Origin of the sequence: Antarcticibacterium arcticum (assembly GCF_007993795.1) — a bacterium.
Classification (GTDB): domain Bacteria; phylum Bacteroidota; class Bacteroidia; order Flavobacteriales; family Flavobacteriaceae; genus Gillisia; species Gillisia arctica.
Genome location: NZ_CP042476.1, coordinates 1241557 through 1266616 on the forward strand (window position 1 = coordinate 1241557; position 25060 = coordinate 1266616).

Here is a 25060-nt window from a genome sequence, read left to right on the forward strand (position 1 = left end):
ATGCAATGAAAAACGTCGTCATTTACTCAATAGCCTTCTTATTCCTTGCCTGTACCGGAAAACAAGACCTTTCACCAAGCGAAACTTCAAAAATTGTAGTTGAAAGTTTCTACAATAAGGATAATGAGACCTTGAAAAAATATACTACCCCAGAAGGCTACGAAGGCCTTAAATCGATACAAGATTTAATGGCGGCAGGCAAATCCGGGAATTCCAATTTTAAAGTGCTGGAAGAAACCGCCGATAATGAAATAGCTTGGGTTAGATTCACCACATCTTATGAAGAAAACCCTGAGCTATTTAAGCTTTTAAAAATTAATGGAAACTGGAAGGTTACGCAGCAAGGAGCGAGGGAGAAAGGACCTTTTTGAAAAATAATTTTGGAATTTATAGAGTAGGTCTAATTCGTGTTTGAACTCCTTGCCTAATTTCTTCATAAATTTTTATGTCATTATTTTCCTTGACTTCTAAAGTAACAGACAATCCATATTTAATAGGCAATTTTCCGAGCTCAGATGCATCTTCTCTGCAATTCACTTTTATTTCTAAAAAATCACCATCAACAAAGACGTCAGCCTTGTCCCCAATAAGAATGTCGTGTTGCACAGTTCCTAATTGTGTGGCTCGGAAATCATAATATGATCTATCTAATTCGAGATGATTATTATGCTTAAGATTATCAAAAAATAATTGTGCTTTACGATATTGTCTTGTTTTAAAATTTAGAGGACTATTGTAGGCTAAAGTTATTGTTAGTTTTTTATCAATCCTTCCCTTAGTAAGTGATGGCGGCAATGGAAATCTATATAAATGGGCTTGACCATCGTAAAGCTTTCCGTATCCGATAATTGTTACTCGTTTCTCAGTGCAATATAAAATGCGTTCTGGATCTATACCCCCATACCCTAGATAAGGCAATACGTTTTTTTTTGAAGTATTTGCAGCTGAGCCTGGTAAATCCTTAATTAGTTGCAATAAAAAATCTGAACTTTTACTCCAACTAGCACTATGTACCAATAAACTTTTAATAATTACAGTAAGAAAATCTGTTGGTATAGATTTATCTCCGGAATTATTTATAGAAATTAAAACATCATAAAGTTGGGCAGCAAGACGAGATGTCAAAGCTGCTGCATTTGAAGTACCACACAAATACCCAGACTTATTTATTTGTCCTGGACTACCTGGAAATGCAGATCTGTTTCCGGGAGGATTTACATTAAATGGGATAGATTCTAATTTAAGAACCGTTTTACCTGGTAAATTTTGAATTGGAGATTTCCGAAATAACTTCCGCCCACCTGAAGTTATAATTTCTGGCTTTATGCTCCTGCGGAAACCAAAACCGATCCGGCTTATTGGAGATAATAAGGAGGACGACTTAATCAGATTTTTCCTTTGGTATAAATTATTAGGCTTTGAGAAATCAAAATGTGCCGCACCAACTGTAATAGAATTGATCGATTCAGCTGGTGCCAAAATCTTTCTATTAAAATTTGTCCTAACTATTTCCTCTAAAGCTAATTTTTGTACTTCATCATCAGAGAGATTATCAAATTCATCATCTGGGACTTCCAAAGCGATATCGTCACTAAAATTTCCTGCACTAATTACAAATAAGATATCGTATTGATAAGAAAGCCAATCCAGTAATTTTGCCCACGAGCTCATATTGTTCAAGAAAGGTCTAAAAGCGTCTCCAATAGAAAAATTAATGATCTTTACCTCAGGGGCTACTGGAGGATTGTCCGCATCTCCCACTTTCATTCTTAGAACAGCCCTATGCACTAAATCTATTGGTAAAACGTCATCTGGAAGACATTCTCCTTGATAAAGTTGTGTACCCAATTTCATTATAGGGCGGACATACAAGGGTCTTTTTAATATCGATTTTTTCTCATTATCTAAATCACCGTGAATGATAAGAGAAGCCATTGCGGTACCGTGAAATCTTTGATTACCCGTATAATTACTTGAGAACCCATCAGGATCATCAATTTGCAATCTATTTTCCAATAGAATATGATTTGCTAAGGGAAGACCATCAAAAAGTGCAATGACTGGATGGCCATTTGTGGGTAGTTCATCATTTTCTTCAACATTGGGCAACTTTTTTAATTGCTCAATATTTTCTGGAGTTTCAAAAACCATCTGTCCTACAGGACGAAAAAACAAAACTTGTTGCGATTTTAAAAAGGAAATATTCGTATTCTCCGTAAGATCATCAAATACTTGAATTGGAGCTCTTGCAATAAAAGCGTGATATGATATCTCGGAGATTATAGTCCTTGAACCTTTCACTTCTTCTCCGTTATGTAGATTAAGTAAACGGGTTACTTCTTCATAGGCTTTTCGATTGGCTTGGTCACTACCTTTAAAGGCCAATTCTATTTCAAATCTCACGAAATCAAAATCGTATAATTTTCTTTCCTGAATATATTCTCCAATACCGGTATCACGTACCCTATCACTAACATTATAGGGTCTAATATCCTTTAATTGTTCAAAAAGCGATCTGAATTTTGCAGTCCCTCGCTTAAAATTTTGTTTTTCTTTATCTTTCTTATATTCTCGCCAATATTTCTGAAGTTCTTTAAGTGCCCTTTGGTTGGTCATAGTGAGATAAAACCGGGCATCAACATTTTCTTCAGATCTATTACCGTTTTTATCTATGTTATAGAAATCATCTTCTGCCTCGAACTCAGTCTCATATTCAGCTAAAAACTCCATTCCTGGAGTCTTTTTCACGGCTTTAAAAAAATCTTTTATTTCTCCGGCAGTTTCTAACACCAAGATCATTTCAGGGATAATATTCCCTGCTGCCTTTTGTAGTGAGGCTGACCTATTAGAAAGTACACGATCTAATTCCGTTATCTTTAATTCATTTCTCTGAATTTGTTGAATTTTGGTTGGGATGAACATTTTACCAGGAAAACCTTGTTTTTTAGATTTTTCCGCACTTATAGGGAACGGGAACAAAAGAAGTGGTTTTTTAACCATTCCCTAAAGAATATTTATGCTCCATTTGAACAAGGCATTCATCCACTAACCTTTTTACGTTTACGTCAGGGAGCGACAATATATATTTACGTTCAACATCGAGGATAAACTCTTCAATCTCAGCAAAATTAAGACCTTCGAGCTTATTTGCTATTTTATCAATAGGATATTGCAAATCGTATTTAACACGCTGTTCAAAGTTTTTGAGCCAAATCTTTATCATTGACTTATCCGGAGCTTTTAATTCCAATCTTACTTGAAACCTTCTCCATACAGCCCTATCCAGAAGTTCGGCGTGATTAGTTGCTGCGACAACTACGACATAGCTCGGCAAGCGATCAATCTGAAGAAGTAGAGAACTTACAACTCTTTTAATCTCACCTGTTTCGTGAATGTCCCCGCGTTCTTTTCCTATAGTGTCAAATTCATCAAAAAATAAAACACATTCTTGCGTTCTAATAAAATCAAAAGTTGTTTTAAGCCGAGTAGCGGTTTCTCCTAGGTAACTACCAATAATACCATCATATCTCACAACGTAAAATGGAATCATTAAAGATTGAGCTATGACTTCTGCGAGAGAAGTCTTTCCATTTCCAGGAGGACCTGCCAATAGAATACGATTTCTAGGTTCTAAATTATAGGATCTCAATAAGTCACTGCGATGGTGTTCCTGGATAAGGTCTTGAATGACGGCTTGATTTTCGTAATTTAAAATCACATCATCCAAAGTCTTTTGAGGGTAAATGCGATATAAAAAACTGTCTAATCCATCTTCCAGTAAACGATTATGTATAGGTTGGTTGGATTGAGGCTTAGAGGCTTTGGAAAGTGCATCTAATAGTTGTTGAGCTACAATATGATGTTGTTTACTCTTTTCTTCGGCAATAATAGATTCAACAACCTTTCTAAAAAGGGTATTGTCTCCGTTAGTTCCGGCTTTAACTAATTTTAATAATAAATCTGCTCTTGCCATTTGTACAAATATAATATTCTGATTTGTTAAACTATAATTTAATTAAAAATTGATCTCACTTCCTGATAAACTCTTTCAAAATTAGCTTCTAAGTCAGCCTTGGAAAATTGCTTTTCCTCCTGAGGAACCTGTCTTTGAATTTTCTGCAATTTGAACTGCACCTTTTTGTCCTCCCCATCAGCATAAGTAATAAACTCTCCCTGTTTCAAGCGGAAAAATACATCTGCTCGTATTTTTGGAATTTCCCGTTCCCCGGTAGTAATACGTGTATCAAAATCAAGGCTGTAGCCACGATTGATGCTGGTAGTTTCCTTTTTTACGATTTCAAAGAAGCGTTCATAATATTTGGCGGTGTCGGGATCATTGACTTTCCCAAAAAATTGATAGGAAAGGTTGCTCAAAATGGCTTTACTGGCTTTATCTCCATACATCATATCATTCTGGATCTTATCCTGCATTACGTAAACTGTAGCAATGTCATAACTTCTTAAAGTAGCCGGAATGCGGTGCATATTTAATAACCGAATCGTTGGTGCTTCTTCCATTAACAAGAAAGATGGCTTAGAGTTGCGCACACTCATTTGCTTTGTAATTGTATGTATTATGGTGGCAATTACGGGCGAATAAGAGGTCTCAAATTTAGGATTGTTCACTATGGCAATCACGGCAGGATTTTCCGAGCTATTAATATTTAATGGTACTTCATCTGCGGAAAGTGCCATAAAAATATTTTGTGTACTTATGCGTTTCAAAGCATTGGCCAGGGTACTCTTTACCCCTGCTGTCTGCCTTTCGGAATCTTTGCCGCTGATAAAGGCATCTGCCATTGCCCTGGAAGTCGTATTGGTCTCTAAGAATTTTATTAGACTATCAGTGTCCAAATGTTGATAAATGGCGATTAGATGGGGTAAGGTGCAAAAATTAGGATAGGATGTTTTCAGTTTCCAGATCAATCCACCAATCAATCCCTCAGCTGCATCGTTAAAAAACTTCGAGGTTCCTGTAGTTCCCGATTCCCGCTGTTCCAGAAGATTTTCAATAAGTACCCGGGAAATCTCATTCACACTTTCTTCATTTTCGAGATATCGGGGTGCAATAGGGTTTACCCTATGTATGATTTTATCAAAAGAGATAATACGAAAAGGAATATCCGGATTTTTAAAAAGCGGGTATGCCATTTCGGTAAGTTCAAAATCCTTATAGTCGTGAATAACCCCACAGAAATTATGTTCCTGGAAATGTTTTAAAAATCCGTAAACCACGCTTTCAGTTTTTCCACTTCCGGCAGACCCAATAATTGATGCACCGCGCTTGATGTTTTCAATTTTGAAACTTTTCTTATCTGTTTTAAAAGTTACACGATATTTTTCAGAGGTATTTTGCTTTAAATCCGTTTTATGCAGAAAAACGTAAAATACCGTATTGACCAACAGTAAAGGACAACCTAAATAAAGTAGTGCTTTTATCGTATTATGCGGATAATACAGATAGGCTATTAGTCCAAAAAGCAGCACCGTATTTAAGAAAAAAGCATATTTTGAAATCCGATACAGTCCATAAAATACTGAAGCTGTCAAAATGATAATTAAGAGTATATGTAGGGGATTTGTTAGTTGCATATTTGTTTTTCCTTTAGATACCTATTGAACTTGATTTTATAGCGATGTCCACACCACGGCGCAGGAGGTTGAATACTTTCATTGCCAGTTGTGCCTGATTAGTAGGAATCCCCGGGAGCATTGGCATTCCGGATTCCCGGAGGATTTTTAAGGCTATCGCTTTTTCGTTTGTGGGAAGCTTCATCAATGCGGTAAAATACATCTTTGGATTTTTTATAAATTCTTTCCTGGAGGTGTAGGTTTCCACAAAATTCCTCCGGTAACCGAAGGTTTTATCAAAAGACTTTTCAGCATTGCTGAAAAATTTATCCCGGTCAAATCCTCGTTTGACAGTTTTACCGTTCAATGCCACTTCAGAAGCTCTATACTTACTTCCTGGAGATAAACTATGTCGATTAGAGGCATCTTTTCTGCTGACGATAATGTGAATATGGCTTTGAGGACCATCTTTTTGCATTCCCTGAACAATGCGTTCTCCGTTCTGCCGGTGTGGAGCTTCCTTTTCCAGTTTGACAATCTGCTGTTGACAAGCTTTAATGTTTCCGTCCATTTCGCCGCGTTCTATTTTCCGGATCTCATTCTTGAGTTCCAGGATTTTGGTCGCAAAAGGCTGGTTCTCCCGAATTTGCTTATCGTTCCCTTTAAACGTCCGTTGATGTTCAATTTTAGCATAGTATTTAATATCCTCCAATCTTACAGGCCTTCCATTAATTTCCCTATTAAAAGAAGCCACATAGTCTTTCATCAGTTCACGGGTATAGTGCTTTAAATCTGTGCTGTTATCCTGTAGACGGCTTAGTTCATATTTCGATGGACTTACTGTAATGGAGTAGAAGCGAGGCTCGGTCTTTTCCAGTTTAGCAGTATTCCCATCAATTTCCCTGATCACCTCCTCTGCTGAAATTTCATTCCCATATTGATTAAAAAAGTGTTCCATATCCTCCTTTTCCTGTCCCTGATTTTCCTTTTCCAGATAATCGACAAAACCGGCTGAGCTTTGGGAGTAAGTCCCTCCCAGTTTTTGTGGTGTGATGGTGATATACATAGGCTGATATTTTAAAATTCATTCTTATTATTTTGCTTTTCCTGAAAACGAACTTCCTGTTTTTCTTCCAGGACTTTCTTTTCCAAAATCAAGGGCTTCTTTTTTGGTTCGGTTTCTTCAAAAAGAGATTGCAACATTGCCACGGTGGGTTTGGTCTGGCTCTTTTCCATATCCCTCATAATGGCAATGACCGCATTGATACGTTTCTTGAGTGAAGCTTCGATTGTCCTTCCGGTAGGTCCAAGTTTTTCCTTTGGGGAAATCTCGTTGTAGAAGAAAAAGTCAAGCATTGTTGCCATTGCTTCGGTGTGTGATTTGAAGTGTGTTTTTGAAAATTCCTGAAAACGTTTTGCCGTTTCCTTTTTAAACCTGATGCCGATAAATATGTCCATAATTCGCCGATTTGTCGCAAATCCTTCCCTAAAAATGGGCGTTCACAGTTCATTTGTCGCAAATTGTAGAAGGTCGGGAATTTTATATATTTTCAAGTTGCTTAATATCAGCATTTTGAAAACGAAAAGGAGTATGAAACGGTGCTCTGCCCGTTACCCTCTTGCTACTCCTTTTCGTTCGCCATAGGCGAACAAAAATTCCGTACAATTTGGTCAAAAGCCAATTGCTAGTTCCAGGGAAATAATTTCCTGTTATGTATTTTTTTGATGGGTACGGTTATCGGCGAAAGTCAAAAAATGGATAACCCTACGTAAAATTAAATGCTGAATTTCAGCGAAATAAAGATAATGATTTTTATTGAATTCAAAATAATTGAACAAAAAAACACCTCCAAAAATTTAGAGGTGCTTGACTATAAAGTTTAGAAAATTAAATGTTGAATATGAAAGTATAGGAATATAAATTTCGCAATGCTTCTTCCTCTACCATCGTCTCAAAGCAGGTATAATTTTCTCTAACGTACTTGCGGATATCATCCCCAAATTTTCGTTCCACATCCTTTTTGGAATTCTCCAAAAGTCGGTTTTGGGCTTCTTCGCTCAAGTCTGAAAAATTTAGATAGATCATAAGCTTATCATTTAAAGGATTCCTTCATCTGCAAAACTGAAATAATTTCCATCAGGTGTCAGGATCAAATGATCCAATACCTTAATATCAAATAATTCCCCTGCCTTTTTAATTTTTTGGGTCAGGCGTTTATCGGGTTCACTCGGTGTCAAGGTTCCGCTCGGATGGTTGTGGACCAAAATAACTGCCGTTGTCAAGCTCTTTAACAGTACGGCAAATAAGATGCGGACATCCACTAAAGTTCCTGTTATTCCTCCGTTAGAGGTTTCATATATTCCTTTTACCTTATTGGCATTGTTGAGCAGTATTATTTTAAAAGTCTCGTGCAGTTCAATAGTATCTTTGTTCCATTGACTGTAGGCTAAATCTGCAGCACTTTGGGAACAGGTTATCTTGGGAAGCAAATTTGCTTTTAAACTTCCACTATAACTTATCACGATTTCATTAACTTGTGCATTCATTTTGATTTCTTTTTAGGAGTTAATAATGAAAAGAGGGCGCGACTTTCGAGAGGAACGCCCTCTTTGTTTTAATTTACTCGGCTGAAGTATTGCCGTTTTTTACTCCCAACAAAAGGATTTCGTTGGCTTCCACTTCGGTCACATAGCGTTTTACGCCCTCGTTGTCCTCGTAACTACGGGATTTCAATTTTCCGCTAACTCCAATTTCCTTACCCTTTCCTGCATACTTCTCAATGATTTCAGCGGTCTTGCCCCAGGCTACTATAGAATGCCATTCGGTGTTTTGCACTTTTTCGCCCTTGTCGTTTTTGTAATACTCATTGGTTGCAAGTGAAAAACGGGCTACTTTTTTACCGTTTTCAAGGTTGGTAATGCTTGGTTCCTGACCAACGTTTCCAATTAGCTGTACGTGATTTTTAATAGTACTCATAATAAAAGAATTAAAGGTTAATTAATAGACTACCTGAACCTTTCAGGCAGTTTTCGTTTATATTTTTTTGAAGCGATTTACTTATTGTATCTTGAGCGTTTTCCTTTTTTTGTTTTTTTGGCCCCGCTTCCTTTTTGATGTTTTTGTGCGATTTCATAATGTTCATTTTAGATTTACTTCCCGTAGTGCCGTCACGTTACCTTTTTTTGTTGCTGATACATTTTCAATATTTGGAATTGATAAGGACTTATAAAAGGGAGTGTGCGACCGGTTATGCAGTCTGTTCAACTTCCAAATGTTGGTATTTTGCTGTCAAAAAAAGGGAAGGGACAGTGACGGCGCGGAAGTGGGTCTAAAGTCTTTAAGTGAATTACAAAAACATTGGAAGCGGGGCCAAAAGAAAGGATGGAAATCCGATTAAGCGGACTCCATTCCCGATTTTGGATTGAGAATGGAGCGTTCCGTTCCAGCGCAGTGGAATGGGTTAGCGGAATGGAAAGGAAAAATCGGGAATGGTGTCCAAGACCTTTGTAGGAAAGCTCTTTGCTCGGAATGCAGCTTTTCGCAAAATGGAGTGGCAATGTGCTGACCGCTTATGAAAAGGGGTTGTCCTTTTTAAGTAGGATGTAAAGCGGACTTGACTTCAAAGATGTAGATGGGAATGGAGCATTCCTGCGTATTTCAGCAGGGGTACCGCAATGGAAATCGGAAGCTTTGGAGTTGGGTCCAAGACCTTTTTAATGAAGCGCTTTTCCCGGAATGGAGCTTTTTCTGCGGAATGCAGGGGAATGGGCTGAGTGGGATTATAGTTCAAACCTTTCTAGTATATCCTATTTTTGAAAATAAAAAATTCCAGTTTAAGGTACTGGATGAACCTTTTATGACATTAAGCCATTTCATAGACAGCATTGAACAGTTTTTTGTCCAAGCGTTCTTGTTGTGAAAAGCTTTTCTTCAATGTATTGTGAAGCATTTGATTAAAAGCATTATAGCCTATCCATAAATTGGGTGCTTCATTAAGCAGCAGAGCTTCATTATCCAGAATTTCAAGGACTTCACGGGATTTCTTTGAAGGATCATTGTTCTTGTCGCTACATTCAAACCGGAACAATTTCGATCTGTCCAAGATTGCTTTCACAAATTCTTTAGTGTCAATGATTTTGAATTCCTTCATTCTATCGAACTTCCTGGTAATGGTGTAAAATTCATTGTCCAGGAACTTATCGAACAAATTGTTCAACCTTGGCATTATCAGGTCGGTATTGTTCTTACTGTGCTTGATAGCAAACTCAATTTCCGATTGTGAAACGTGAAGGCCATTGGAGCATACTTCCCGGTAAAAGCCAAAATGCCCAGATGTTTTTTCGCTCCCATCATAGGAATTCTTGAACCGTAGCATTGGCAGTATCAGGTCTTTTTCATTCTTGACCGAGAATTGGCTATTGTCATCGATGATAAAGTCGGTTATAAATGACCTATCATTCCTGTTGATTGTCCGTTTCTGATAGTTCAGTCCAGCACCGGTCAACATTTCTTCGGCTTTCTTGAAGAAAAGTTCATTGGGTACGTGGCCGTAGCTGTTGGACACCACGTTGACAATTTTGCCATTTGAGATAACGGCATTTTCAAGTCCCCTTCGGGATTCCATTTGTGTCAGGCTTCTCAAAGACTTCATTTCTGATGGAACGAAGATTTGATCCTGCTGTAAATTTGATAAATACATAACATTTGATTTTAGTTAAACAATAAATATTTAAGCTAGAACCAAACGGAAGATAAAATCTCGGCTCAAAAGGAAACGGAATAAATAGCGAGTGCAGTAGCGGCTTTATGCCGTAGTCTTTTGATGGGAATATTTTACGAGTTTAACTTTGCGCCGATATTGATTGAATACTTATCTATGTCTCTTTTTCAATTTGAAAAGAAAACCTACTCTTGAGGAGTAGGCTTTCACGAAATGGAATAGGAATGCCCACTGGTTTAGAACTTAAAATATTTTTAAACCGGGCCAGTGGAATGGAGTGGGAATGGGCTGAGTGGAATTATGAAATGAAATTGTCTTCATTCTTGGAATTTCTGCTATTCGAAAAGAAAAAAGTAAGTTCGCAAATGTAAATTTCGGACTTCCTCAAAACTAAAAATTAATGACACTATCCAACGCATCATCAGCATCTCGATGAATGAAGTTAGCCTGATAGTTTAAAGTAGTTTTCAAATTACTATGTCGATAGAGCTTTTGCAGCATTAAGGGGTGTATTTTATCACCTGCAATATTCCCAAAGCTGTGTCTTGCAATGTGATTGGATAAATTTTTTTCTATACCACATTCCTCTGCAATTCGTTTTAGATATTTATTGAGAAGCTTGGTAGCATTTTTTGTTTTAATATAAATTTTTTCAGCATCTTTAGGATGGACTTTTTTCAGAAAAGGAAATACATGTCCATTATAATGTGTCTTGTCATTTCTATAATAACTTAATATTTTCTCAGCTTTATGGGGGATTTTCAGGCTCAATGGTTTTTCGTTCTTATTCATTACATAATAAAGACGATTATCTTTAAAATCAGACCATTTCAGTTTAACCACATCGGAAATACGTATGCCTGCAAAATAGAAGGCGAAAAGCCAGACATTATGTGTATGCCAAATTGAAGCACCTTCTTCCAATTTTAGAGCTTCAATTTTTTCAACCTCTTCTATAGTCAGACCAATTTTGTTACCAGAACCAATTCGAATTTTCTCTTTTTCCCCTGCAAAAGGATAATATTTTTGATCAATAATACCTTCTTTTATTGCTAAATTAAAAAGTGTTCTAATAAAAATAAGCTGATTTGTAACAGTTCTTGTTTTTTGATTTAGGTAAGAAAGACAAAAAGTTTTATACTTATTTAGAAATGCCTCATCAATATCCTGAAATCGTAAAGCTGTACTTTTTTGGAAATAATTCACTCCATCCATCCACACATATTCGGATTTTTTAGCCCTACTTATACGCTCTGTACGCCTTTCTTTGATCTCCTTAATAACTGTAGCTTTGTTCTTAGTTTTTTTTAGGTTTAAAAATTCTTCTAAATTATAGAGGATTGACAATTCGGATTTAGCTACAGAGAATGTCCCCCTTTCATATTTTTCCTTTATGCGTTCAGCTGCTAATGCAAAAAAAGATTTTAATCCATCAGGACCTTTTAATTTTTCTTTGGCTTGTTTGGGAGTAATACGAACTTTGGAATCAAAATAAATATCATTAATCTCGGTCAACTTTTTCATCAAAAAATTGTTCAACTTTCTAGAATTGGGATGAGTCCTCTTAACTTTCCCGGCAATATTATCCCAATCCTTTTCGAACACATACTGTCCAAGCCAATGATAATTTGTTTTATAATTCTCACTAATCCTCAATGCAAGGGGAATTGTACCATCCTTTCTTATCATATTCTTTCGTAAAACAATCTTTACATTAGCCATAACCATTTAATTTAAAATTAAGTAAAGATAATAGAATGTTTTAATAGTTAGTACAGAATAAGTACAGAATAATTTGATTTTAACGCGTTACATTTAAAATCGAGTATTATATAAATCCCTGCAAATCATTCGTTTTATGGAGTTTTAGTTGAAATTGTATAGGTAAAACACCAGGTTCATAACCCGGAGGTCACGAGTTCAAATCTCGTTCTCGCTACATTTTAGATAAAAAGCCGGGAAAATTTTCCCGGCTTTTTCAATTGAAACAATATCTTCCTGTTTTATCTTGGAAGTAAATCCCTACTTATCTTTCTGGTGAATACTCAAAACAGGAACTTCCATATGATTGATAAGGGTCTCTGTGAGACTGGGGATAAAGAACTGAGCCAGGCCCGATTTTGAACCAGTGGCTATAGAAAAGATATCTATCTCTTCCTTCTCCATAAAATATTTTATACCCCTTATCTCGTTATTGGCATTAATTATATTTGTCCGGCATAAATCTTTCTGCTCTCCTTCGCAAAATTGGCTGAAAAGCATATCAGTTTCCTGCGTTTCTTTAAAATTATAAGGTGTATTAACATATAAAAGATCCAATGGCGCTGACAGAAGTGCCGATAATCCTAACACCTTTTTAAATGCATTTTTTTGTTTTTCACCAAAAGTTGAGGCAAATACCATTTTACCAATTTCATCACGGCCAGGCGCATTTTTTACAATTAGAATGGGTTTTGAAACACTTCTTATGATTTTCTGGGTATTGGATCCAAGGGAAAAATCCATGATCCCTTTTGATCCATGAGAACCCATTACAATAAGGTCTATCTCATCAAATTTTATATACTCTGCAATATTCTCTGCTCCAAGATTATAGACTAAAAGAGGGTGTGTAATAATGCCTTTATCTTCAAACCTTCGTGTAATGGAATTGAGTTTAATTTTGGCATCACTTATTTCTGCTCTGGTTTCGGGATATAACTTTTCCTTTTCAATTGAAATTACGTTCCAGTCTACAGGCGTGTTTACAACATGAAGAATATTTACGGTGGCTTGAGTGATTCCCGCAATTTTTAGGGCATACCAGGTGGCATTTTCAGACACCTCTGAAAAATCTGTGAGCAATAATATTTTGGCAAGTTGTTGCATGACTGGAAATATTTAGTTGAAGTATTTTTTAGGTATTTATATGGGTTTTAATTTTTAAAGAATAGATTTTAGCTTTGAGAGCATTACCAGCTCCGATTTATTTTTGCCTGCAAAAGTGGAGGCAATCCCATCGGCAGTTTTCCATATCATTTGTTTGATCTCCGGCGTGAAAAGCTCCTCATTATCGTTTTTAAAATCCTTGAACTCTTTGAAAACTGCGTAGGCCGAGGGTTGATTCAGGTCCATCCAGTCAAAGGTCATTTCAATTTGATCTGCCGCATTATATCCCCATTCCCCCGCGTTCACCAAATCATTTTTCCATTCATTTTCCAGGATGATCCTTAAGGTATTTCGTTCTTCATCCCTCACCCTTTTATCTGATGCTGCAATGGCGTAGAATAATTTTCCCAACTGTGAATAAAGGTCCTCGAGCGTATACATCTCAACGATTTTAAGGTGTAGTTAAATTAAGTGTAAGATTGAAAAATTACAATGATATTAATCAGGCTTTTTTATTAGATGAACAGGTAATAATTGTTACGGGAAACAATTATGTGAGAGAAATTGGTTATATTTAACTGGCAATTAAAATGGGAAAATTTTACCCCAAACAAGCTTTCTCAACCCCTGAGATTTTTTCCCCCTCTACCCCTCTTGGTTTTATTACAAACACATACAAAGCTTATACGTATGGAAACCATATTATATATAGAGGACGATCCTGTATTAAGGGAGAACACGAGAGAGATGTTGGAATTTTCCAATTTCAAAGTACTCACCGCAAAAAACGGAAAAATTGGGGTGGACCTTGCACTTAAACATTCTCCAGATATTATTCTTTGTGATATTATAATGCCTGTTTGGGATGGTTATAAGGTTTTCCAGGTTTTAAAAGAAAACCGATTAACCTACCGCATCCCATTTATTTTTGTTTCCGCCAAAGTAGATAAAGAAGATATAAGAAGTGGTATGAACCTGGGTGCAGATGATTACCTTACAAAACCATTTGAAGAAGAGGAGCTTATAAGCACCATTCAAAGCCGGCTGGAGAAGTATTCGAAACTTCAGGAAAATTACTCTTTCCCTTTAAAAAATTCAGCAATAGCACCCGTAAACAATCTTAGCGACCTTAAGGATTATATTGAATTAAATGGGGAATACTACGACTTCAAAAGAAAAAGTATAATTTACCGCGAAGATGAAAATGCCAATTATATTTATTTGCTGGAAGATGGTATAGTGAAGAATTACAAAATGGATGAGTATGGGAAGGAATTGATCACCGGTCTCTATAAAAAAGGAGACCTCCTGGGATTTTATTCTTTTGGTTCATCTTCTTTGTACGCCGAAACATCTACCGCTCTCGAAGATGGTATGGCTTACAGGATACTTAGCCTGGAATTTCGGAAACTCCTAAAACTTAATCCGGGATTAACCCTCGAACTGGCAGATCTTTTTTCTGAAAATCTTACCAATTTAAGAAAGCATCTATTGGATACAGCCTATGGTTCAGTACTTAAAAAAACTACCTATACAATTCTTCAGTTTGCCGAAAATATACAGGAGACCCCGGAGGATTCAATAAAGATCTCCAGGAGCGACCTCGCAAGCGTTGCCGGAATTTCTACAGAAAGTTTAATAAGAAGCCTTTCACAGTTAAAAAAAGATAATTTAATAGATATCGAAGGACGCAATATAAAGATCCTGGATCTTAAAAAACTTCATACCATTCGGTAAAGATCACATCCCCAATAAGCCTTTATCCTATCCCACATTTAATGAATTTTCCGGGTTGCTCTATCGCGGCATCCCGCCCAGGTCCAAAACAAATTTTATTATATATAATCACTAATATCATGAAAAACGAAAATCAAAATTTCAGGTATATCGAATGGAAAAGTCCTGAAGAAATGCATTTTTCCAGTTTGCAATGGACTTCTGAATTAAAATTTATAAGGGATGAACATAAATTCCTGGAAGACATGCTCAGAGAGTACACCCTACCCATAATTGAGTCACAGCATCTTGTTGAGACCAAGGAAATGATCATACGCTTAAGTGATTCAGAAAAAAAAGAAGAACAATTGCTCAAAGAAGTAATAAAACATTATAACGCCCTGGAAATTATGGTAGATGGGATAGACCAACCCGGTGAGGAAAAAAAGTACCGCGATGAGCATAGAAAACTATTAAAAGAAATGAATGCTTATACAAGGGATTACAGGATTTTAAAAAAGGCAATTTTTGCCACTGTGTCTGATGTTTTAAAACACCAGAAACAAAAAAGGTTATTGAAGCAGTAATTTATAATTACTACAAAACGAATGTTTAAGGATCGAAATGATGCCGGACACCAATTGGCAAAAAGACTTTTGAAATTCAAAGGTGAGGATATCCTGGTTTTGGGAATACCCCGTGGTGGAATACCTGTAGCTGAAATTGTTGCAAAATATTTGAAGGCACCTCTCAACGTTGCACTTAGTAAGAAAATAGGCCATCCCTTTAATAAGGAATATGCCATTGGAGCGGTGAGTTTGGAGAATTCTATTATAGATCCAAATGAGATTACACCTTCAGGTTATATTGCGCAGGAAACAGCTCATATAAGGGAAATTCTGGGATTACGCTACCGGCAGTACTATAAAAATGTGAGCGTACATGGTATTAAAAATAAGACGGTTATAATTATTGATGACGGAATTGCTACAGGAAACACAATGGCCCTAACCGTAGAATTGGTGGCCAAACAGCATTCTAATTCAATTATTGTAGCGGTACCTGTGGCCCCTGCAGGTACAATAAAAAAATTAAGAGACCTGGAAAAGATCCGGGAAGTGGTGTGCCTGGAAACACCAAAAAATTTCAGGGCAGTAGGCCAGTTTTATGAAGATTTTGAGGCAGTGACTGACTCTAAAGCAATTAGCATACTTGAACAAGCAAACTCTAATCAATAGTAATCTCATCAATAATGAAAAAATTAAAAGATAAAGTAGCAATAATAACTGGCGGGGCACAAGGTATTGGCCTTGCCACCGCAAAACTCTTTTTGCAGGAAGGAGCCTGTGTAATGCTGGTAGATATTGTGGAACCCGAATTAATAAAAGCCGTTAAAGAACTTAACAGCGGAAATGTTTCTTATTGTATTGCCGATGTGTCACAGGCAAACGAGGTGCGCGAATACGTAAATAAAACCCTTGAAACTTATGGCAAAGTCGATATTTTTTTTAACAATGCGGGCATAGAAGGAAAAGTAAAACCCATTATAGATTATCCCGAAGAAACCTTTGACAGGATAATAGGTGTAAATCTAAAAGGGGTTTGGTTGGGATGCCAATATGGTATTCCAAATATGAATAATGGAGGTAGCGTTATAATTACATCATCTGTGGCAGGACTTAAAGGTTTTAAAGGCCTTGGGGCCTATGTAGCCAGCAAACACGCATGTGTGGGTATTATGCGTACCGCTGCCCTTGAATGTGCTGAAAGAAAGATTAGGGTAAACAGTGTTCATCCCGGACCTGTAAATAACCGCATGATGCGATCAATAGAAAAGGAAATGTCTGTTAATAATCCGGAAGAAGTGCAAAAAGGTTTTGAGGCAACAATTCCCTTTGGACGCTATGCCGAATCTGAAGAAGTTGCCCAACTGGTTTTATTTTTAGCCGGTGATGACAGTAGTTATTTAACGGGAACCATTCAAATCATAGATGGTGGAATGCATTTAAGCTAAATGGAAACAGAGGTGAGAAACAGGTTTTCACCTCTGTTATTTTAATTTCATTAATAAGGCTACATTTCTTTTTCAGCTTCAGCTATATTAATATTATCTATTCCTTTTAATAAAGCATCGGGGTTAAAAGAAATACTATCTATTCCTTCATTTACCAGGAACGAGGCAAACTCCGGAAAATCACTGGGAGCCTGCCCACATAAACCAATTTTTATTCCTGCATTATTTGCCTTTTTAATAGCCATTGCGATCATAGATTTCGCGGCATTGTCATTTTCATCAAAGTGAGAGGCCATAAGCTCTGAATCCCTGTCAATTCCCAGGGTAAGTTGGGTAAGGTCATTGGATCCTATTGAAAATCCATCAAAGAGGCTGGCAAATTCTTCAGCCAGGATCACATTGCTGGGAATTTCCACCATCATATAGATCTCCAGCCCATTTTCCTTTTGAGCCAGCCCATTCTTTTTCATTATTTCAATTACTTTTTCACCTTCGTCAAGGGTACGGCAAAATGGGATCATTACCTTCACATTGGTAAGTCCCATGTCATCCCGAACTTTTTTTATCGCCTTACATTCAAGGGCAAAACCTTCCCTATAAAGCTCATTATAATACCTGGCCGCCCCCGAAACCCTAACATAGGATTTTCCTCTTTGGGTTCAAACTGGGTTCCTCCCAAGAGGTTAGCATATTCATTGGTCTTAAAATCACTCATTCTCACTATTACCTCTTTTGGATAAAATGCCGAGGCTATAACTGCAATTCCCTGGGACAGCTCATCTATAAAGTAATCTTCTTTTTGAGCGTAATTTCGCGTAAGTACTGCAATTTCTTTTTTAACCTCCAGGTCTTTAATTTGATCAAAATTTACAAGGGCCATGGGATGAATTTTGATCATATGGGTTATTATAAATTCCATTCTCAACAATCCTACCCCGTTATTTGGAAACAGCGAAAGCTGAAATGCCCTTTCAGGATCTGAGAGGATGAATTTTACTTCGGTTTTGGGAAGTTTTATTGCAGAGAAATCAATTCTTTTTTCATCAAACTCCAGCGCACCTTTGTAAACAAACCCCGTTTTTCCTTCGGCACAGGAAACGGTAATAATTTCGCCATCCCTGATTTTTAAGGTTGCATCATTTGTTCCCACAATGGCCGGAACGCCCAGTTCCCGTGCTACTATCGCAGCATGACTGGTACGCCCACCCCGGTTTGTGACAACCCCGGCGGTCATTTTAAGCAATGGGTCCCAGTCGGGGCTGGTAGTATTGGTAACAAGAATATCTCCCGGTTTTAACAGGTGTGAATCTTTGGGTGATCCTAATATCCTTGCAGGGCCTACAGCTATTTTGGATCCAATGGCATTTCCGGCTGCAAGCAGTTCGCCGGTTTTCTTTAAATTATATTCAATAAAAACATTTTGTTCTGCAGTGTGGTGCACTGTTTCAGGCCTGGCCTGGGTGATAAACAATTCATTGGAAATCCCGTTTTTTGCCCATTCTATATCCATGGGTTTACCATAATGTTTTTCAATAGCGAGCGCCCAGTGAGCCAGGGTAAGAATTTCTTCATCGGGCAACACATATTTATTTTGTTTGGAAATTTCAGTATCAATATTTGTGGTAGAGGCATGACCATGAGATTCGGCATAGATCATAGTTTTTTCTTTACTTCCCAATCTTTTTTGAATAATGGCATTTTTACCTTGTTCAAGGGTAGGTTTGAAAATATAGAATTCATCGGGATTTACAGATCCCTGAACAATGTTTTCCCCCAGGCCGTATACCCCGGAGAGTTGTATCAGGTCTTTAAATCCCGACTCAGGCTCCAGGGTAAAACCTATCCCGGAACAGGCCCTGTCACTTCGTACCATTTTTTGAACCCCTACAGAAAGGGCAATTTCATCATGCTTAAACCCCTTATCTTCCCTGTATTTAATTGCCCTGTTCGTGTAAAGAGAGGCAAAACATTCCAATACAGCCGTAAGTAAGGCATCTTCTCCAATAATATTTAGATAGGTGTCATGCTGCCCCGCAAAACTGGCATCTGGCAAATCTTCAGCGGTAGCGCTACTGCGTACGGCCACTTCTATGTCTTCGTTTCCTCCCAAGTCACGGTAAGCCTGTATGATCTCTTCTGAAAATCTTTGAGATAACTGAGAATCCATGATCAATTTCCTTGCATTGGAACCAATCTCGTTAAGATTGGAAAAATTTTTCCGGTCTAATTTTGTAATAAGTTCCCTCAAACCCTGTTCTATCTCATTTTCCTTCAGAAATAACCAAAAAGCATTGGCGGTGGTTGCAAATCCATCTGGCACCCTCACTCCTTCCTTAGATAATTCATTGAACATTTCTCCCAGGGAAGAATTTTTCCCACCTACCACCGGAAGATCTGCTATACCTATTTCTTTAAATTTTTTAATTAAAACTGTCATTTTAAAAGAGTTTTATTTTAATAAAGCAAAATGGAATACCCAATATTTAAAAGGTACAGGCCTGCTAAAAAAAGAATTACATAGATAACCTGCACAAACTTGATATTAATTGATTCCAGTTTCCTGGATGAGGGATCTGGAAAAATAAAAAGGGCAAGTCCCAGGAAGAGAGATGTCCAGCCAATGGCAGTTATAATAAATTTCCAGCCAGGTTCCCATATATTATGTAAAAGGAGGGAGACCAATCCAAGTATTATAGCCAGAAAGGCCGTAATAATAAGGAATTTTTGATCCCTTAGATCAGCAAAAATTTGTCTGATCCTTATAGGGTTAAAGGTTAAAATGATAAAAAAAATAATTAGATACCAACCCCAGAACCTGGCTAAAAATATAGAAATGTCCACTTTATAAAGTTTTGATTGCATACAAGTTAGTCCAAACAGGATGTTTTAAATATGATAATTGTCATTAGCCGGGAAAGATTTTTTTAAGAAATTGGAATTACAACAACCTGGATTTTTCAGATTAAAAAATTATAATGAAAAGCAATTTATTTCTCAGCACGGCGGCCGGTGCTCCTAAGGAGCCTAATGGTGCGCCCAAAGAACCGGAATTTCCTCCTGAAGAAGAACCTTACTTACCACCAACAGAACCACCTACAATTGTTCCTCCGGAAGAAGATCCTGTATACCCACCGGATATACCTGAACCCGGTGAGCCCGAAGTCCCCTATGATCCAGAAGAACCGGAATGGGACTAAAGATGATTTCCAGAAATATAAGGTGAAAAAACAGCGGGTATTTTGCCGAATGAGGGTTAAAATTCGAATTCAGTTCAATGACATTTGTCATCATTACGAAGATCAAAAAACATTAACTTCAAGGTTATAAGTCATTGATTTTTAATCATTCATTATATAAAGTAATGTTACAGGACAATCTACAACCAGCTGATCTTCCCTTCCAGATCCCTCAACCCGTATTGGAAAAACTTGACGTGCTCTTTTTTAAAAAAGGACAACTTATCTTTTCTGAAGGCAGTACGCCCCTGGGGGCATTTCTTTTACAAAAAGGAAAGGTCAAAATCTCCAAGACTGCAAGCCAGGGAAAGGAACAGATCATGAGAATAGTTTCACAAAGGGAATTTTTAAGTAATTCTGATCTCTTTACATATTCTAAATACAGTACTTCTGCAAAAGCACTGGAGGATTCTTATTTACTGTTCATTTCGAGAGAGGAATTTTGGACCCTGCTTAGGGATCAAAATTATCTGTTTGAAAAGCTATTGCACCAAATGTGTGTAGATATAAAACAGGTAGAGAGGAAAATAGCTGACCTGGCGTATAAACCTGTACGGGGAAGACTCGCAGAAGCCATCCTGGACCTGGATAAAAAATTCAATACCCTTAACAACGGGTATCATTCAGTTCTCATAACCCGGGCAGATCTTGCTGGTTATGTGGGAACAGTCAAGGAAACCGTAAACCGGTTATTATCTGAATTCCGCAAGGAGCACCTTATTTCCACAACCGGAACAAAGATCAATTTAATTGACCTGGAAGGACTAAATAAAATTTGTAAAATGTATAATTAAAGCAAAAGCGGGGAATCTTTCCAAGAAAAATTTCCCGCTTCATTTTTTATCCCCCCAAAAAGAAAACTTTAAGAACGGAGATATAAAACGTCAGATCTACGTTATTCTGGCTTCTTCACCAAAATCAACATTCTCAGAATTTAACTGCTATGCGCCTTTACAATCCCATCTTTAGTTCTAAAATAAAAGAATTTCAAGTGAAAAGCTACATTTTAGTTTGACCTCTAAAGGCCAGCCTTTTATCTTTAATCTGATATTATAAATCTATTAAATTCCAACAAGAAAAAGAGTAACATTAGTCCTTGGGGAAAATGACTTTTATTACTCATAGTAGTGCTTCGAAATTAAAATTCAAATCCTCACTTCCCTCATAGAAGTTCTGCGGAAAAAATTTAAGATTTTGACAAACTTATACTATTCCATTATGGCTTTTTAAAATTCAGAGTAACAAATATCACCTTTTTTTTAAGAGTTTAAATTCCTTATAATCAGCCAAATATACTTAACTTAAGATGGCATTAAAGTAAATTAAAAAACCAGGGGAAAATGAAGGTGTTAACATTTGGATGGGAGTTCCCTCCTCATATTTCCGGAGGGCTGGGAACGGCATGTTATGGCCTTACCAAAGCCCTTCAGGAAGAAAATGTCTCTATTATTTTTGTTGTTCCCAGGGTTTTTGGCAATGAAAAAATGGAACTTGTAAATGCTTCATCTATTATTATAAAAGAGCCCTTACCTACTCCTGCACGCATACGAAGAACAAAGAAAAAAACAGGAAGATTTGAAAAACTACATGTCTCCTCTTCCCTAACCCCCTATTCAGAAACCGGTATCTGGGATAAACGTGAGAAAATAAAGAATTGGAATTACCGGCTGGATACTGATAAAGTACCGGTGGAGAGAGTTAAGAATAAGGGAATTCGTTATAGATTCACCGGTACTTACGGGCCATCTCTCCTAAATGAGGTGAAGAGATATGGAGAAGTGGGAGGGGAAATTGCGCGCCAACATAATTTTGATCTCATCCACGCTCATGATTGGTTAACGTTTCCGGCAGGAATTGCTGCAAAAAAAAACTCCGGAAAACCCCTTGTGGTTCATGTTCACGCTACGGAATATGACCGCGCAGGATTAAAAAATATGGACCACCGAATTGTGGCGATCGAAAAAAACGGATTCAACGCGGCAGATCTAATAATGGCGGTAAGTAATTGGACCAGGGAGATCCTTACAGAAATTTATGAAATAGATCCCGATAAAATAGTAGTAGTGCATAACGGTATACAGGAGGAAGATAATTCCCCATTTACCGCTATCACCCGTGTAAGTGAAAACATTGTTACTTTTTTAGGTAGGGTAACCTACCAAAAGGGCCCAAAATATTTTGTCCAGGCTGCTGCCAGGGTTTTGGAGCAGTTCCCTGAAACCCATTTTATAATTGCGGGTGCCGGGGATCTTTTGCCATCAACAATAGATCAAATTGCACAATTAAAGATCTCCTCCAGGGTACATTGCACAGGGTTTTTAAAGGGAGAGAAAATCAAGCAAATCTGGTCTGTGAGTGATGTATTTGTAATGCCATCGGTTTCTGAACCTTTTGGTATTGCCCCGCTGGAGGCAATTAGGGCAGGAGTACCGGTAATCGTCTCAAACCAGTCCGGGGTGGCAGAAGTGTTGGAAAATGTTATTAAGGTTGATTTCTGGGATTCTACTGCGCTGGCCGAAGCGATCATTCAAATTCTTCAAAACAAAAATTTGGCAAATTCCCTTAGAAAGGAAAGCAAAAAGGAATTGGAACATCTTACCTGGAATATTGCTGCCAGAAAGATTAAAAATCAATATCATGAAGTATGCACAACCAAACCATAAACACACTTACCTTAATTTATACTTTCAGGTACACCAGCCCAGAAGGCTTCGAAATTTTGAATTTTTCGATATAGGTACTTCCAGGTCTTATTTTAATGGTGATCTTAACAGGTTCTTAATTAACCGGATAGCCCATAATTGTTATTTACCTGCCAACAATATGTTGCTGCAGCTCATTAAGGCAAATCCTGCCATTAAAATAACATTTTCTATTTCAGGTACGGCATTAGACCAGTTTAATTTGTATGCGCCCCAGGTTATTGAAAGTTTTCGTGAGCTGGCCAAAACCGGTTGTGTAGAGTTCCTGGGCGAAACCTATTACCATTCCCTTTCCTTCCTCATTAATGAAGAGGAATTTTGCGACCAGATAAAACAACATTCCAAGAAAATTCGGGAATATTTTGGGATACAACCTTCCATTTTCAGAAATACAGAATTGTTGTACTCGAATTATATAGCCAAAATAGTGACAAAGCTGGGTTTTAAAGGAATTTATCTTGAAGGGGTTGAGCGGTTATTTGAGGACCTGGATCAAAATAAATTATTTAAACATCCTCACTTGCCCATTATCCTCTTTCCAAGAAATTATATTTTAAGTGACGATATTGCCTTTAGATATTCAAACACAAACTGGAGTGAATGGCCTTTAACCGCAACAAAATATATTAGTTGGCTTGAGAACCTCACAAACCCCGGAAATTTTATATGTATTGGAATGGATTACGAAACTTTGGGAGAACATCACAGGAAAGAAGAAGGGATCTTTGCATTTATGGAAGAATTTATTTCCAAAGCCGCTAATAGCTCCGTGATGGAGTTTTTAAACCCAACCCGGGCGATGGAGATCTTACCTGCCAAATACTCAATTTCCAGCCCAGGTATTACTTCCTGGGCAGATGTTAGAAAGGATAAAACCGCGTGGTTGGGGAATGAATTGCAAAGGGATGCATTTGCTTCTCTTAAAAAATTAAATCCACTTATTAAAAAGGTCAAAAATCCTGCTTTGATAAGAGACTATAAATACCTTCAAACTTCAGATCATTTCTATTATATGTCTAAGGAAACAGACGATGATGGCCAGGTGCACCAGTATTTCAGTCATTACAACTCCGCTTATGAAGCTTTTTTGAATTATATGAATGTTCTGGCAGATCTTGAATGGAGAATAAAACAAGAGATTAAATATTCCGTAAGACGAAACAGAAAGCGTGTTTTGAAAAAAGTAAAAAGGAAATCCTGAGAGGGATTTCCTTTTTTTATTTTATTTAAAAATGTTCACAAAGGTTTTTCCTTGAACCTTTCCTCTTCTAGAAATGATTCGATATCCTTATTTATTTCTTTAAGCATGGCTTTCCCTAAAATTCCCTTCTCACTTAGTCGTGCCAAGATCTCAAAAGCCTGCGGTGTTTTCAACATTTATCAATTTTGTCCAGTTCTGCCATATAAGCCTTAACGAAACGCTTTTTATCCTGTTCGGCAATATAATTTCGCTTAACATCAACCACAATAAATCTAATTAGATTTTGAATTCCACCTATAAGATCCAGATCCAGGGCCTGTTCAAGTTGACTAATAGTTCTTTGTCTTTTGTTGGTAGCATGATGGAAATACCAGTTGATAACGGCTATAAGCGCAATGAATCCAATTACAGCTCCAATGGCATAGGCCTGAAGCAATGCATCATCAAACCGTACCCCGGGACTAAACACCCAATACATTTGGATGAAATAAATATACAGAGGTATAATTATAGCAACCTTATAGGGCCTGAAAATTAACCCAAGGATTAATAACAATGGAGAAAACGTTTGCATAAACACCCAGATGAAAGTCTGGGTATCTGCAAATCCATAGGTATTTGAAAGGTCAAAGGAAATTACTTTATCGGCAAAAAGTACTAAACCGGATAAAGCTACCAGAATACTTGCAAAAGTTCTAATCGTTACCTTGAGAACCTGGTCGTCGTATTTTATCCTTGTCAACTTCTTCCATATAGATTCCCTGGGTACCCGGACGTTGAATTTTTGTTCGGTCGACGTTGTATTGTTCATAATCTTCTAATGAATCTGTGGTACAACCTATTAATAGGCTAACAGAAAACAGGGCAAGAAATACATTTTTCATGGTGTAGGTTTTTAAATTCCTACTAATGTATTTAATTTGAAAAAGTTAAGCCTGTCTTTGACAATAAATTAACAGTTGTACGAGTTAGGATATAAATCTAATAATTTTATTTTAAAATTTCCTTAAAATATTTACATTGGGTAGTAT

At 37.2% G+C, this 25060-nt stretch carries 26 protein-coding genes; 10 read left to right on the top strand and 16 right to left on the bottom strand.

Annotated features, from left to right (window positions below):
- Positions 1–5 precede the first annotated feature (5 nt).
- On the top strand, positions 6–371 hold the full coding sequence (locus FK178_RS05535) for a Tim44 domain-containing protein (RefSeq protein ID WP_146831864.1): 366 nt from the start codon (positions 6–8) through the stop codon (positions 369–371).
- A 16-nt stretch (positions 372–387) separates the two neighbouring features.
- Here FK178_RS05535 and FK178_RS05540 read toward each other — a convergent pair whose 3' ends face one another.
- The 12 genes from FK178_RS05540 to FK178_RS05595 form a co-directional block, all read right to left on the bottom strand.
- Positions 388–3000, bottom strand: coding sequence for a S8 family peptidase (locus tag FK178_RS05540; protein WP_146831867.1), 2613 nt, complete (start codon positions 2998–3000; stop codon positions 388–390).
- Positions 2993–3973 carry an AAA family ATPase gene (locus FK178_RS05545; RefSeq protein ID WP_146831869.1) on the bottom strand — a complete coding sequence of 327 codons (981 nt, stop codon included), beginning with the start codon at positions 3971–3973 and terminating at the stop codon, positions 2993–2995. The genes FK178_RS05540 and FK178_RS05545 overlap by 8 nt, the downstream gene beginning before the upstream one ends.
- Before the next feature lie 38 nt (positions 3974–4011).
- Complete coding sequence (locus FK178_RS05550) at positions 4012–5592, bottom strand: type IV secretory system conjugative DNA transfer family protein (RefSeq protein WP_146831872.1); 1581 nt, start codon at positions 5590–5592, stop codon at positions 4012–4014.
- 13 nt (positions 5593–5605) lie between these two features.
- Positions 5606–6637: a MobB family relaxase gene (gene mobB, locus FK178_RS05555; RefSeq protein ID WP_146831875.1), complete on the bottom strand. Its 1032-nt coding sequence runs from the start codon at positions 6635–6637 to the stop codon at positions 5606–5608.
- 11 nt (positions 6638–6648) lie between these two features.
- Complete coding sequence (locus tag FK178_RS05560; protein ID WP_146831878.1) at positions 6649–7029, bottom strand: BfmA/BtgA family mobilization protein; 381 nt, start codon at positions 7027–7029, stop codon at positions 6649–6651.
- A gap of 430 nt (positions 7030–7459) precedes the next feature.
- The gene (locus FK178_RS05565) at positions 7460–7657 is read right to left on the bottom strand and encodes a hypothetical protein (protein WP_146831881.1); all 198 of its coding nucleotides are present in this window, start codon (positions 7655–7657) and stop codon (positions 7460–7462) included.
- Between the two features lie 11 nt (positions 7658–7668).
- Positions 7669–8118 carry a JAB domain-containing protein gene (locus FK178_RS05570; protein ID WP_146831884.1) on the bottom strand — a complete coding sequence of 150 codons (450 nt, stop codon included), beginning with the start codon at positions 8116–8118 and terminating at the stop codon, positions 7669–7671.
- A 73-nt stretch (positions 8119–8191) separates the two neighbouring features.
- Positions 8192–8548, bottom strand: coding sequence for a single-stranded DNA-binding protein (locus tag FK178_RS05575; RefSeq protein WP_146831887.1), 357 nt, complete (start codon positions 8546–8548; stop codon positions 8192–8194).
- Positions 8549–9434: 886 nt separating this feature from the next.
- Positions 9435–10271 carry a DUF932 domain-containing protein gene (locus FK178_RS05580; RefSeq protein WP_146831890.1) on the bottom strand — a complete coding sequence of 279 codons (837 nt, stop codon included), beginning with the start codon at positions 10269–10271 and terminating at the stop codon, positions 9435–9437.
- A gap of 411 nt (positions 10272–10682) precedes the next feature.
- Entirely contained in the window at positions 10683–12014 is a 1332-nt protein-coding gene (locus tag FK178_RS05585; RefSeq protein ID WP_146831893.1) for a tyrosine-type recombinase/integrase, read from the bottom strand.
- Between the two features lie 300 nt (positions 12015–12314).
- Positions 12315–13160, bottom strand: a complete 846-nt coding sequence (locus FK178_RS05590) for a universal stress protein (RefSeq protein WP_146831896.1) — start codon at positions 13158–13160, stop codon at positions 12315–12317.
- Positions 13161–13214: 54 nt separating this feature from the next.
- A complete protein-coding gene (locus tag FK178_RS05595) occupies positions 13215–13601 on the bottom strand; it encodes a hypothetical protein (protein WP_146831899.1) in 387 nt (128 codons plus the stop codon).
- A gap of 249 nt (positions 13602–13850) precedes the next feature.
- Between FK178_RS05595 and FK178_RS05600 the strand changes: the two genes are divergently transcribed.
- The 4 genes from FK178_RS05600 to FK178_RS05615 all read left to right on the top strand — a co-directional run bounded on the left by FK178_RS05600 (position 13851) and on the right by FK178_RS05615 (position 16890).
- Positions 13851–14897, top strand: coding sequence for a response regulator (locus FK178_RS05600; protein WP_146831902.1), 1047 nt, complete (start codon positions 13851–13853; stop codon positions 14895–14897).
- A gap of 119 nt (positions 14898–15016) precedes the next feature.
- The gene (locus FK178_RS05605; protein WP_146831905.1) at positions 15017–15463 is read left to right on the top strand and encodes a hypothetical protein; all 447 of its coding nucleotides are present in this window, start codon (positions 15017–15019) and stop codon (positions 15461–15463) included.
- A 21-nt stretch (positions 15464–15484) separates the two neighbouring features.
- The gene (locus tag FK178_RS05610) at positions 15485–16114 is read left to right on the top strand and encodes a phosphoribosyltransferase (protein WP_146831908.1); all 630 of its coding nucleotides are present in this window, start codon (positions 15485–15487) and stop codon (positions 16112–16114) included.
- Positions 16115–16128: 14 nt separating this feature from the next.
- Entirely contained in the window at positions 16129–16890 is a 762-nt protein-coding gene (locus FK178_RS05615) for an SDR family NAD(P)-dependent oxidoreductase (RefSeq protein WP_146831911.1), read from the top strand.
- Positions 16891–16949: 59 nt separating this feature from the next.
- On the opposite strand, the gene FK178_RS15850 is transcribed toward FK178_RS05615, so the two are convergent.
- Complete coding sequence (locus FK178_RS15850) at positions 16950–17435, bottom strand: putative PEP-binding protein (protein WP_317130386.1); 486 nt, start codon at positions 17433–17435, stop codon at positions 16950–16952.
- Between the two features lie 17 nt (positions 17436–17452).
- Positions 17453–19327, bottom strand: a complete 1875-nt coding sequence (gene ppsA / locus FK178_RS05620; protein WP_317130387.1) for a phosphoenolpyruvate synthase — start codon at positions 19325–19327, stop codon at positions 17453–17455.
- A 99-nt stretch (positions 19328–19426) separates the two neighbouring features.
- Between ppsA and FK178_RS15450 the strand changes: the two genes are divergently transcribed.
- From FK178_RS15450 to FK178_RS05645, 5 genes are all read left to right on the top strand, one after another.
- Positions 19427–19618, top strand: a complete 192-nt coding sequence (locus FK178_RS15450) for a hypothetical protein (protein WP_168194565.1) — start codon at positions 19427–19429, stop codon at positions 19616–19618.
- 247 nt (positions 19619–19865) lie between these two features.
- Positions 19866–20087 carry a hypothetical protein gene (locus FK178_RS05630; protein WP_146831917.1) on the top strand — a complete coding sequence of 74 codons (222 nt, stop codon included), beginning with the start codon at positions 19866–19868 and terminating at the stop codon, positions 20085–20087.
- Positions 20088–20251: 164 nt separating this feature from the next.
- The gene (locus FK178_RS05635) at positions 20252–20920 is read left to right on the top strand and encodes a Crp/Fnr family transcriptional regulator (RefSeq protein ID WP_146831920.1); all 669 of its coding nucleotides are present in this window, start codon (positions 20252–20254) and stop codon (positions 20918–20920) included.
- Positions 20921–21466: 546 nt separating this feature from the next.
- Entirely contained in the window at positions 21467–22789 is a 1323-nt protein-coding gene (locus FK178_RS05640; RefSeq protein WP_146831923.1) for a glycosyltransferase family 4 protein, read from the top strand.
- Positions 22764–24029, top strand: coding sequence for a glycoside hydrolase family 57 protein (locus FK178_RS05645; protein ID WP_146831926.1), 1266 nt, complete (start codon positions 22764–22766; stop codon positions 24027–24029). The genes FK178_RS05640 and FK178_RS05645 overlap by 26 nt, the downstream gene beginning before the upstream one ends.
- Before the next feature lie 35 nt (positions 24030–24064).
- On the opposite strand, the gene FK178_RS15455 is transcribed toward FK178_RS05645, so the two are convergent.
- Both FK178_RS15455 and FK178_RS05650 read right to left on the bottom strand, forming a co-directional pair.
- A complete protein-coding gene (locus FK178_RS15455; RefSeq protein WP_168194566.1) occupies positions 24065–24205 on the bottom strand; it encodes a hypothetical protein in 141 nt (46 codons plus the stop codon).
- Positions 24199–24840: a hypothetical protein gene (locus tag FK178_RS05650; protein ID WP_146831929.1), complete on the bottom strand. Its 642-nt coding sequence runs from the start codon at positions 24838–24840 to the stop codon at positions 24199–24201. The genes FK178_RS15455 and FK178_RS05650 overlap by 7 nt, the downstream gene beginning before the upstream one ends.
- Positions 24841–25060: the final 220 nt, after the last annotated feature.

What these genes read in the sequence shown, in the direction of transcription:
- FK178_RS05560 (WP_146831878.1), bottom strand. Translation starts at nt 7,029, where the DNA reads ATGGACATATTTATCGGCATCAGGTTTAAAAAGGAAACGGCAAAACGT.
- FK178_RS05535 (WP_146831864.1), top strand. Translation starts at nt 6, where the DNA reads ATGAAAAACGTCGTCATTTACTCAATAGCCTTCTTATTCCTTGCCTGT.
- FK178_RS05550 (WP_146831872.1), bottom strand. Translation starts at nt 5,592, where the DNA reads ATGCAACTAACAAATCCCCTACATATACTCTTAATTATCATTTTGACA.
- FK178_RS05585 (WP_146831893.1), bottom strand. Translation starts at nt 12,014, where the DNA reads ATGGCTAATGTAAAGATTGTTTTACGAAAGAATATGATAAGAAAGGAT.
- FK178_RS05540 (WP_146831867.1), bottom strand. Translation starts at nt 3,000, where the DNA reads ATGGTTAAAAAACCACTTCTTTTGTTCCCGTTCCCTATAAGTGCGGAA.
- FK178_RS05565 (WP_146831881.1), bottom strand. Translation starts at nt 7,657, where the DNA reads ATGATCTATCTAAATTTTTCAGACTTGAGCGAAGAAGCCCAAAACCGA.
- ppsA (WP_317130387.1), bottom strand. Translation starts at nt 19,327, where the DNA reads ATGACAGTTTTAATTAAAAAATTTAAAGAAATAGGTATAGCAGATCTT.
- FK178_RS05635 (WP_146831920.1), top strand. Translation starts at nt 20,252, where the DNA reads ATGTTACAGGACAATCTACAACCAGCTGATCTTCCCTTCCAGATCCCT.
- FK178_RS05590 (WP_146831896.1), bottom strand. Translation starts at nt 13,160, where the DNA reads ATGCAACAACTTGCCAAAATATTATTGCTCACAGATTTTTCAGAGGTG.
- FK178_RS15455 (WP_168194566.1), bottom strand. Translation starts at nt 24,205, where the DNA reads ATGTTGAAAACACCGCAGGCTTTTGAGATCTTGGCACGACTAAGTGAG.
- FK178_RS05610 (WP_146831908.1), top strand. Translation starts at nt 15,485, where the DNA reads ATGTTTAAGGATCGAAATGATGCCGGACACCAATTGGCAAAAAGACTT.
- FK178_RS05615 (WP_146831911.1), top strand. Translation starts at nt 16,129, where the DNA reads ATGAAAAAATTAAAAGATAAAGTAGCAATAATAACTGGCGGGGCACAA.
- FK178_RS05630 (WP_146831917.1), top strand. Translation starts at nt 19,866, where the DNA reads ATGAAAAGCAATTTATTTCTCAGCACGGCGGCCGGTGCTCCTAAGGAG.
- mobB (WP_146831875.1), bottom strand. Translation starts at nt 6,637, where the DNA reads ATGTATATCACCATCACACCACAAAAACTGGGAGGGACTTACTCCCAA.
- FK178_RS05545 (WP_146831869.1), bottom strand. Translation starts at nt 3,973, where the DNA reads ATGGCAAGAGCAGATTTATTATTAAAATTAGTTAAAGCCGGAACTAAC.
- FK178_RS05580 (WP_146831890.1), bottom strand. Translation starts at nt 10,271, where the DNA reads ATGTATTTATCAAATTTACAGCAGGATCAAATCTTCGTTCCATCAGAA.
- FK178_RS05605 (WP_146831905.1), top strand. Translation starts at nt 15,017, where the DNA reads ATGAAAAACGAAAATCAAAATTTCAGGTATATCGAATGGAAAAGTCCT.
- FK178_RS05645 (WP_146831926.1), top strand. Translation starts at nt 22,764, where the DNA reads ATGAAGTATGCACAACCAAACCATAAACACACTTACCTTAATTTATAC.
- FK178_RS05570 (WP_146831884.1), bottom strand. Translation starts at nt 8,118, where the DNA reads ATGAATGCACAAGTTAATGAAATCGTGATAAGTTATAGTGGAAGTTTA.
- FK178_RS05640 (WP_146831923.1), top strand. Translation starts at nt 21,467, where the DNA reads ATGAAGGTGTTAACATTTGGATGGGAGTTCCCTCCTCATATTTCCGGA.
- FK178_RS05595 (WP_146831899.1), bottom strand. Translation starts at nt 13,601, where the DNA reads ATGTATACGCTCGAGGACCTTTATTCACAGTTGGGAAAATTATTCTAC.
- FK178_RS15850 (WP_317130386.1), bottom strand. Translation starts at nt 17,435, where the DNA reads ATGGGACTTACCAATGTGAAGGTAATGATCCCATTTTGCCGTACCCTT.
- FK178_RS05650 (WP_146831929.1), bottom strand. Translation starts at nt 24,840, where the DNA reads ATGAACAATACAACGTCGACCGAACAAAAATTCAACGTCCGGGTACCC.
- FK178_RS05600 (WP_146831902.1), top strand. Translation starts at nt 13,851, where the DNA reads ATGGAAACCATATTATATATAGAGGACGATCCTGTATTAAGGGAGAAC.
- FK178_RS05575 (WP_146831887.1), bottom strand. Translation starts at nt 8,548, where the DNA reads ATGAGTACTATTAAAAATCACGTACAGCTAATTGGAAACGTTGGTCAG.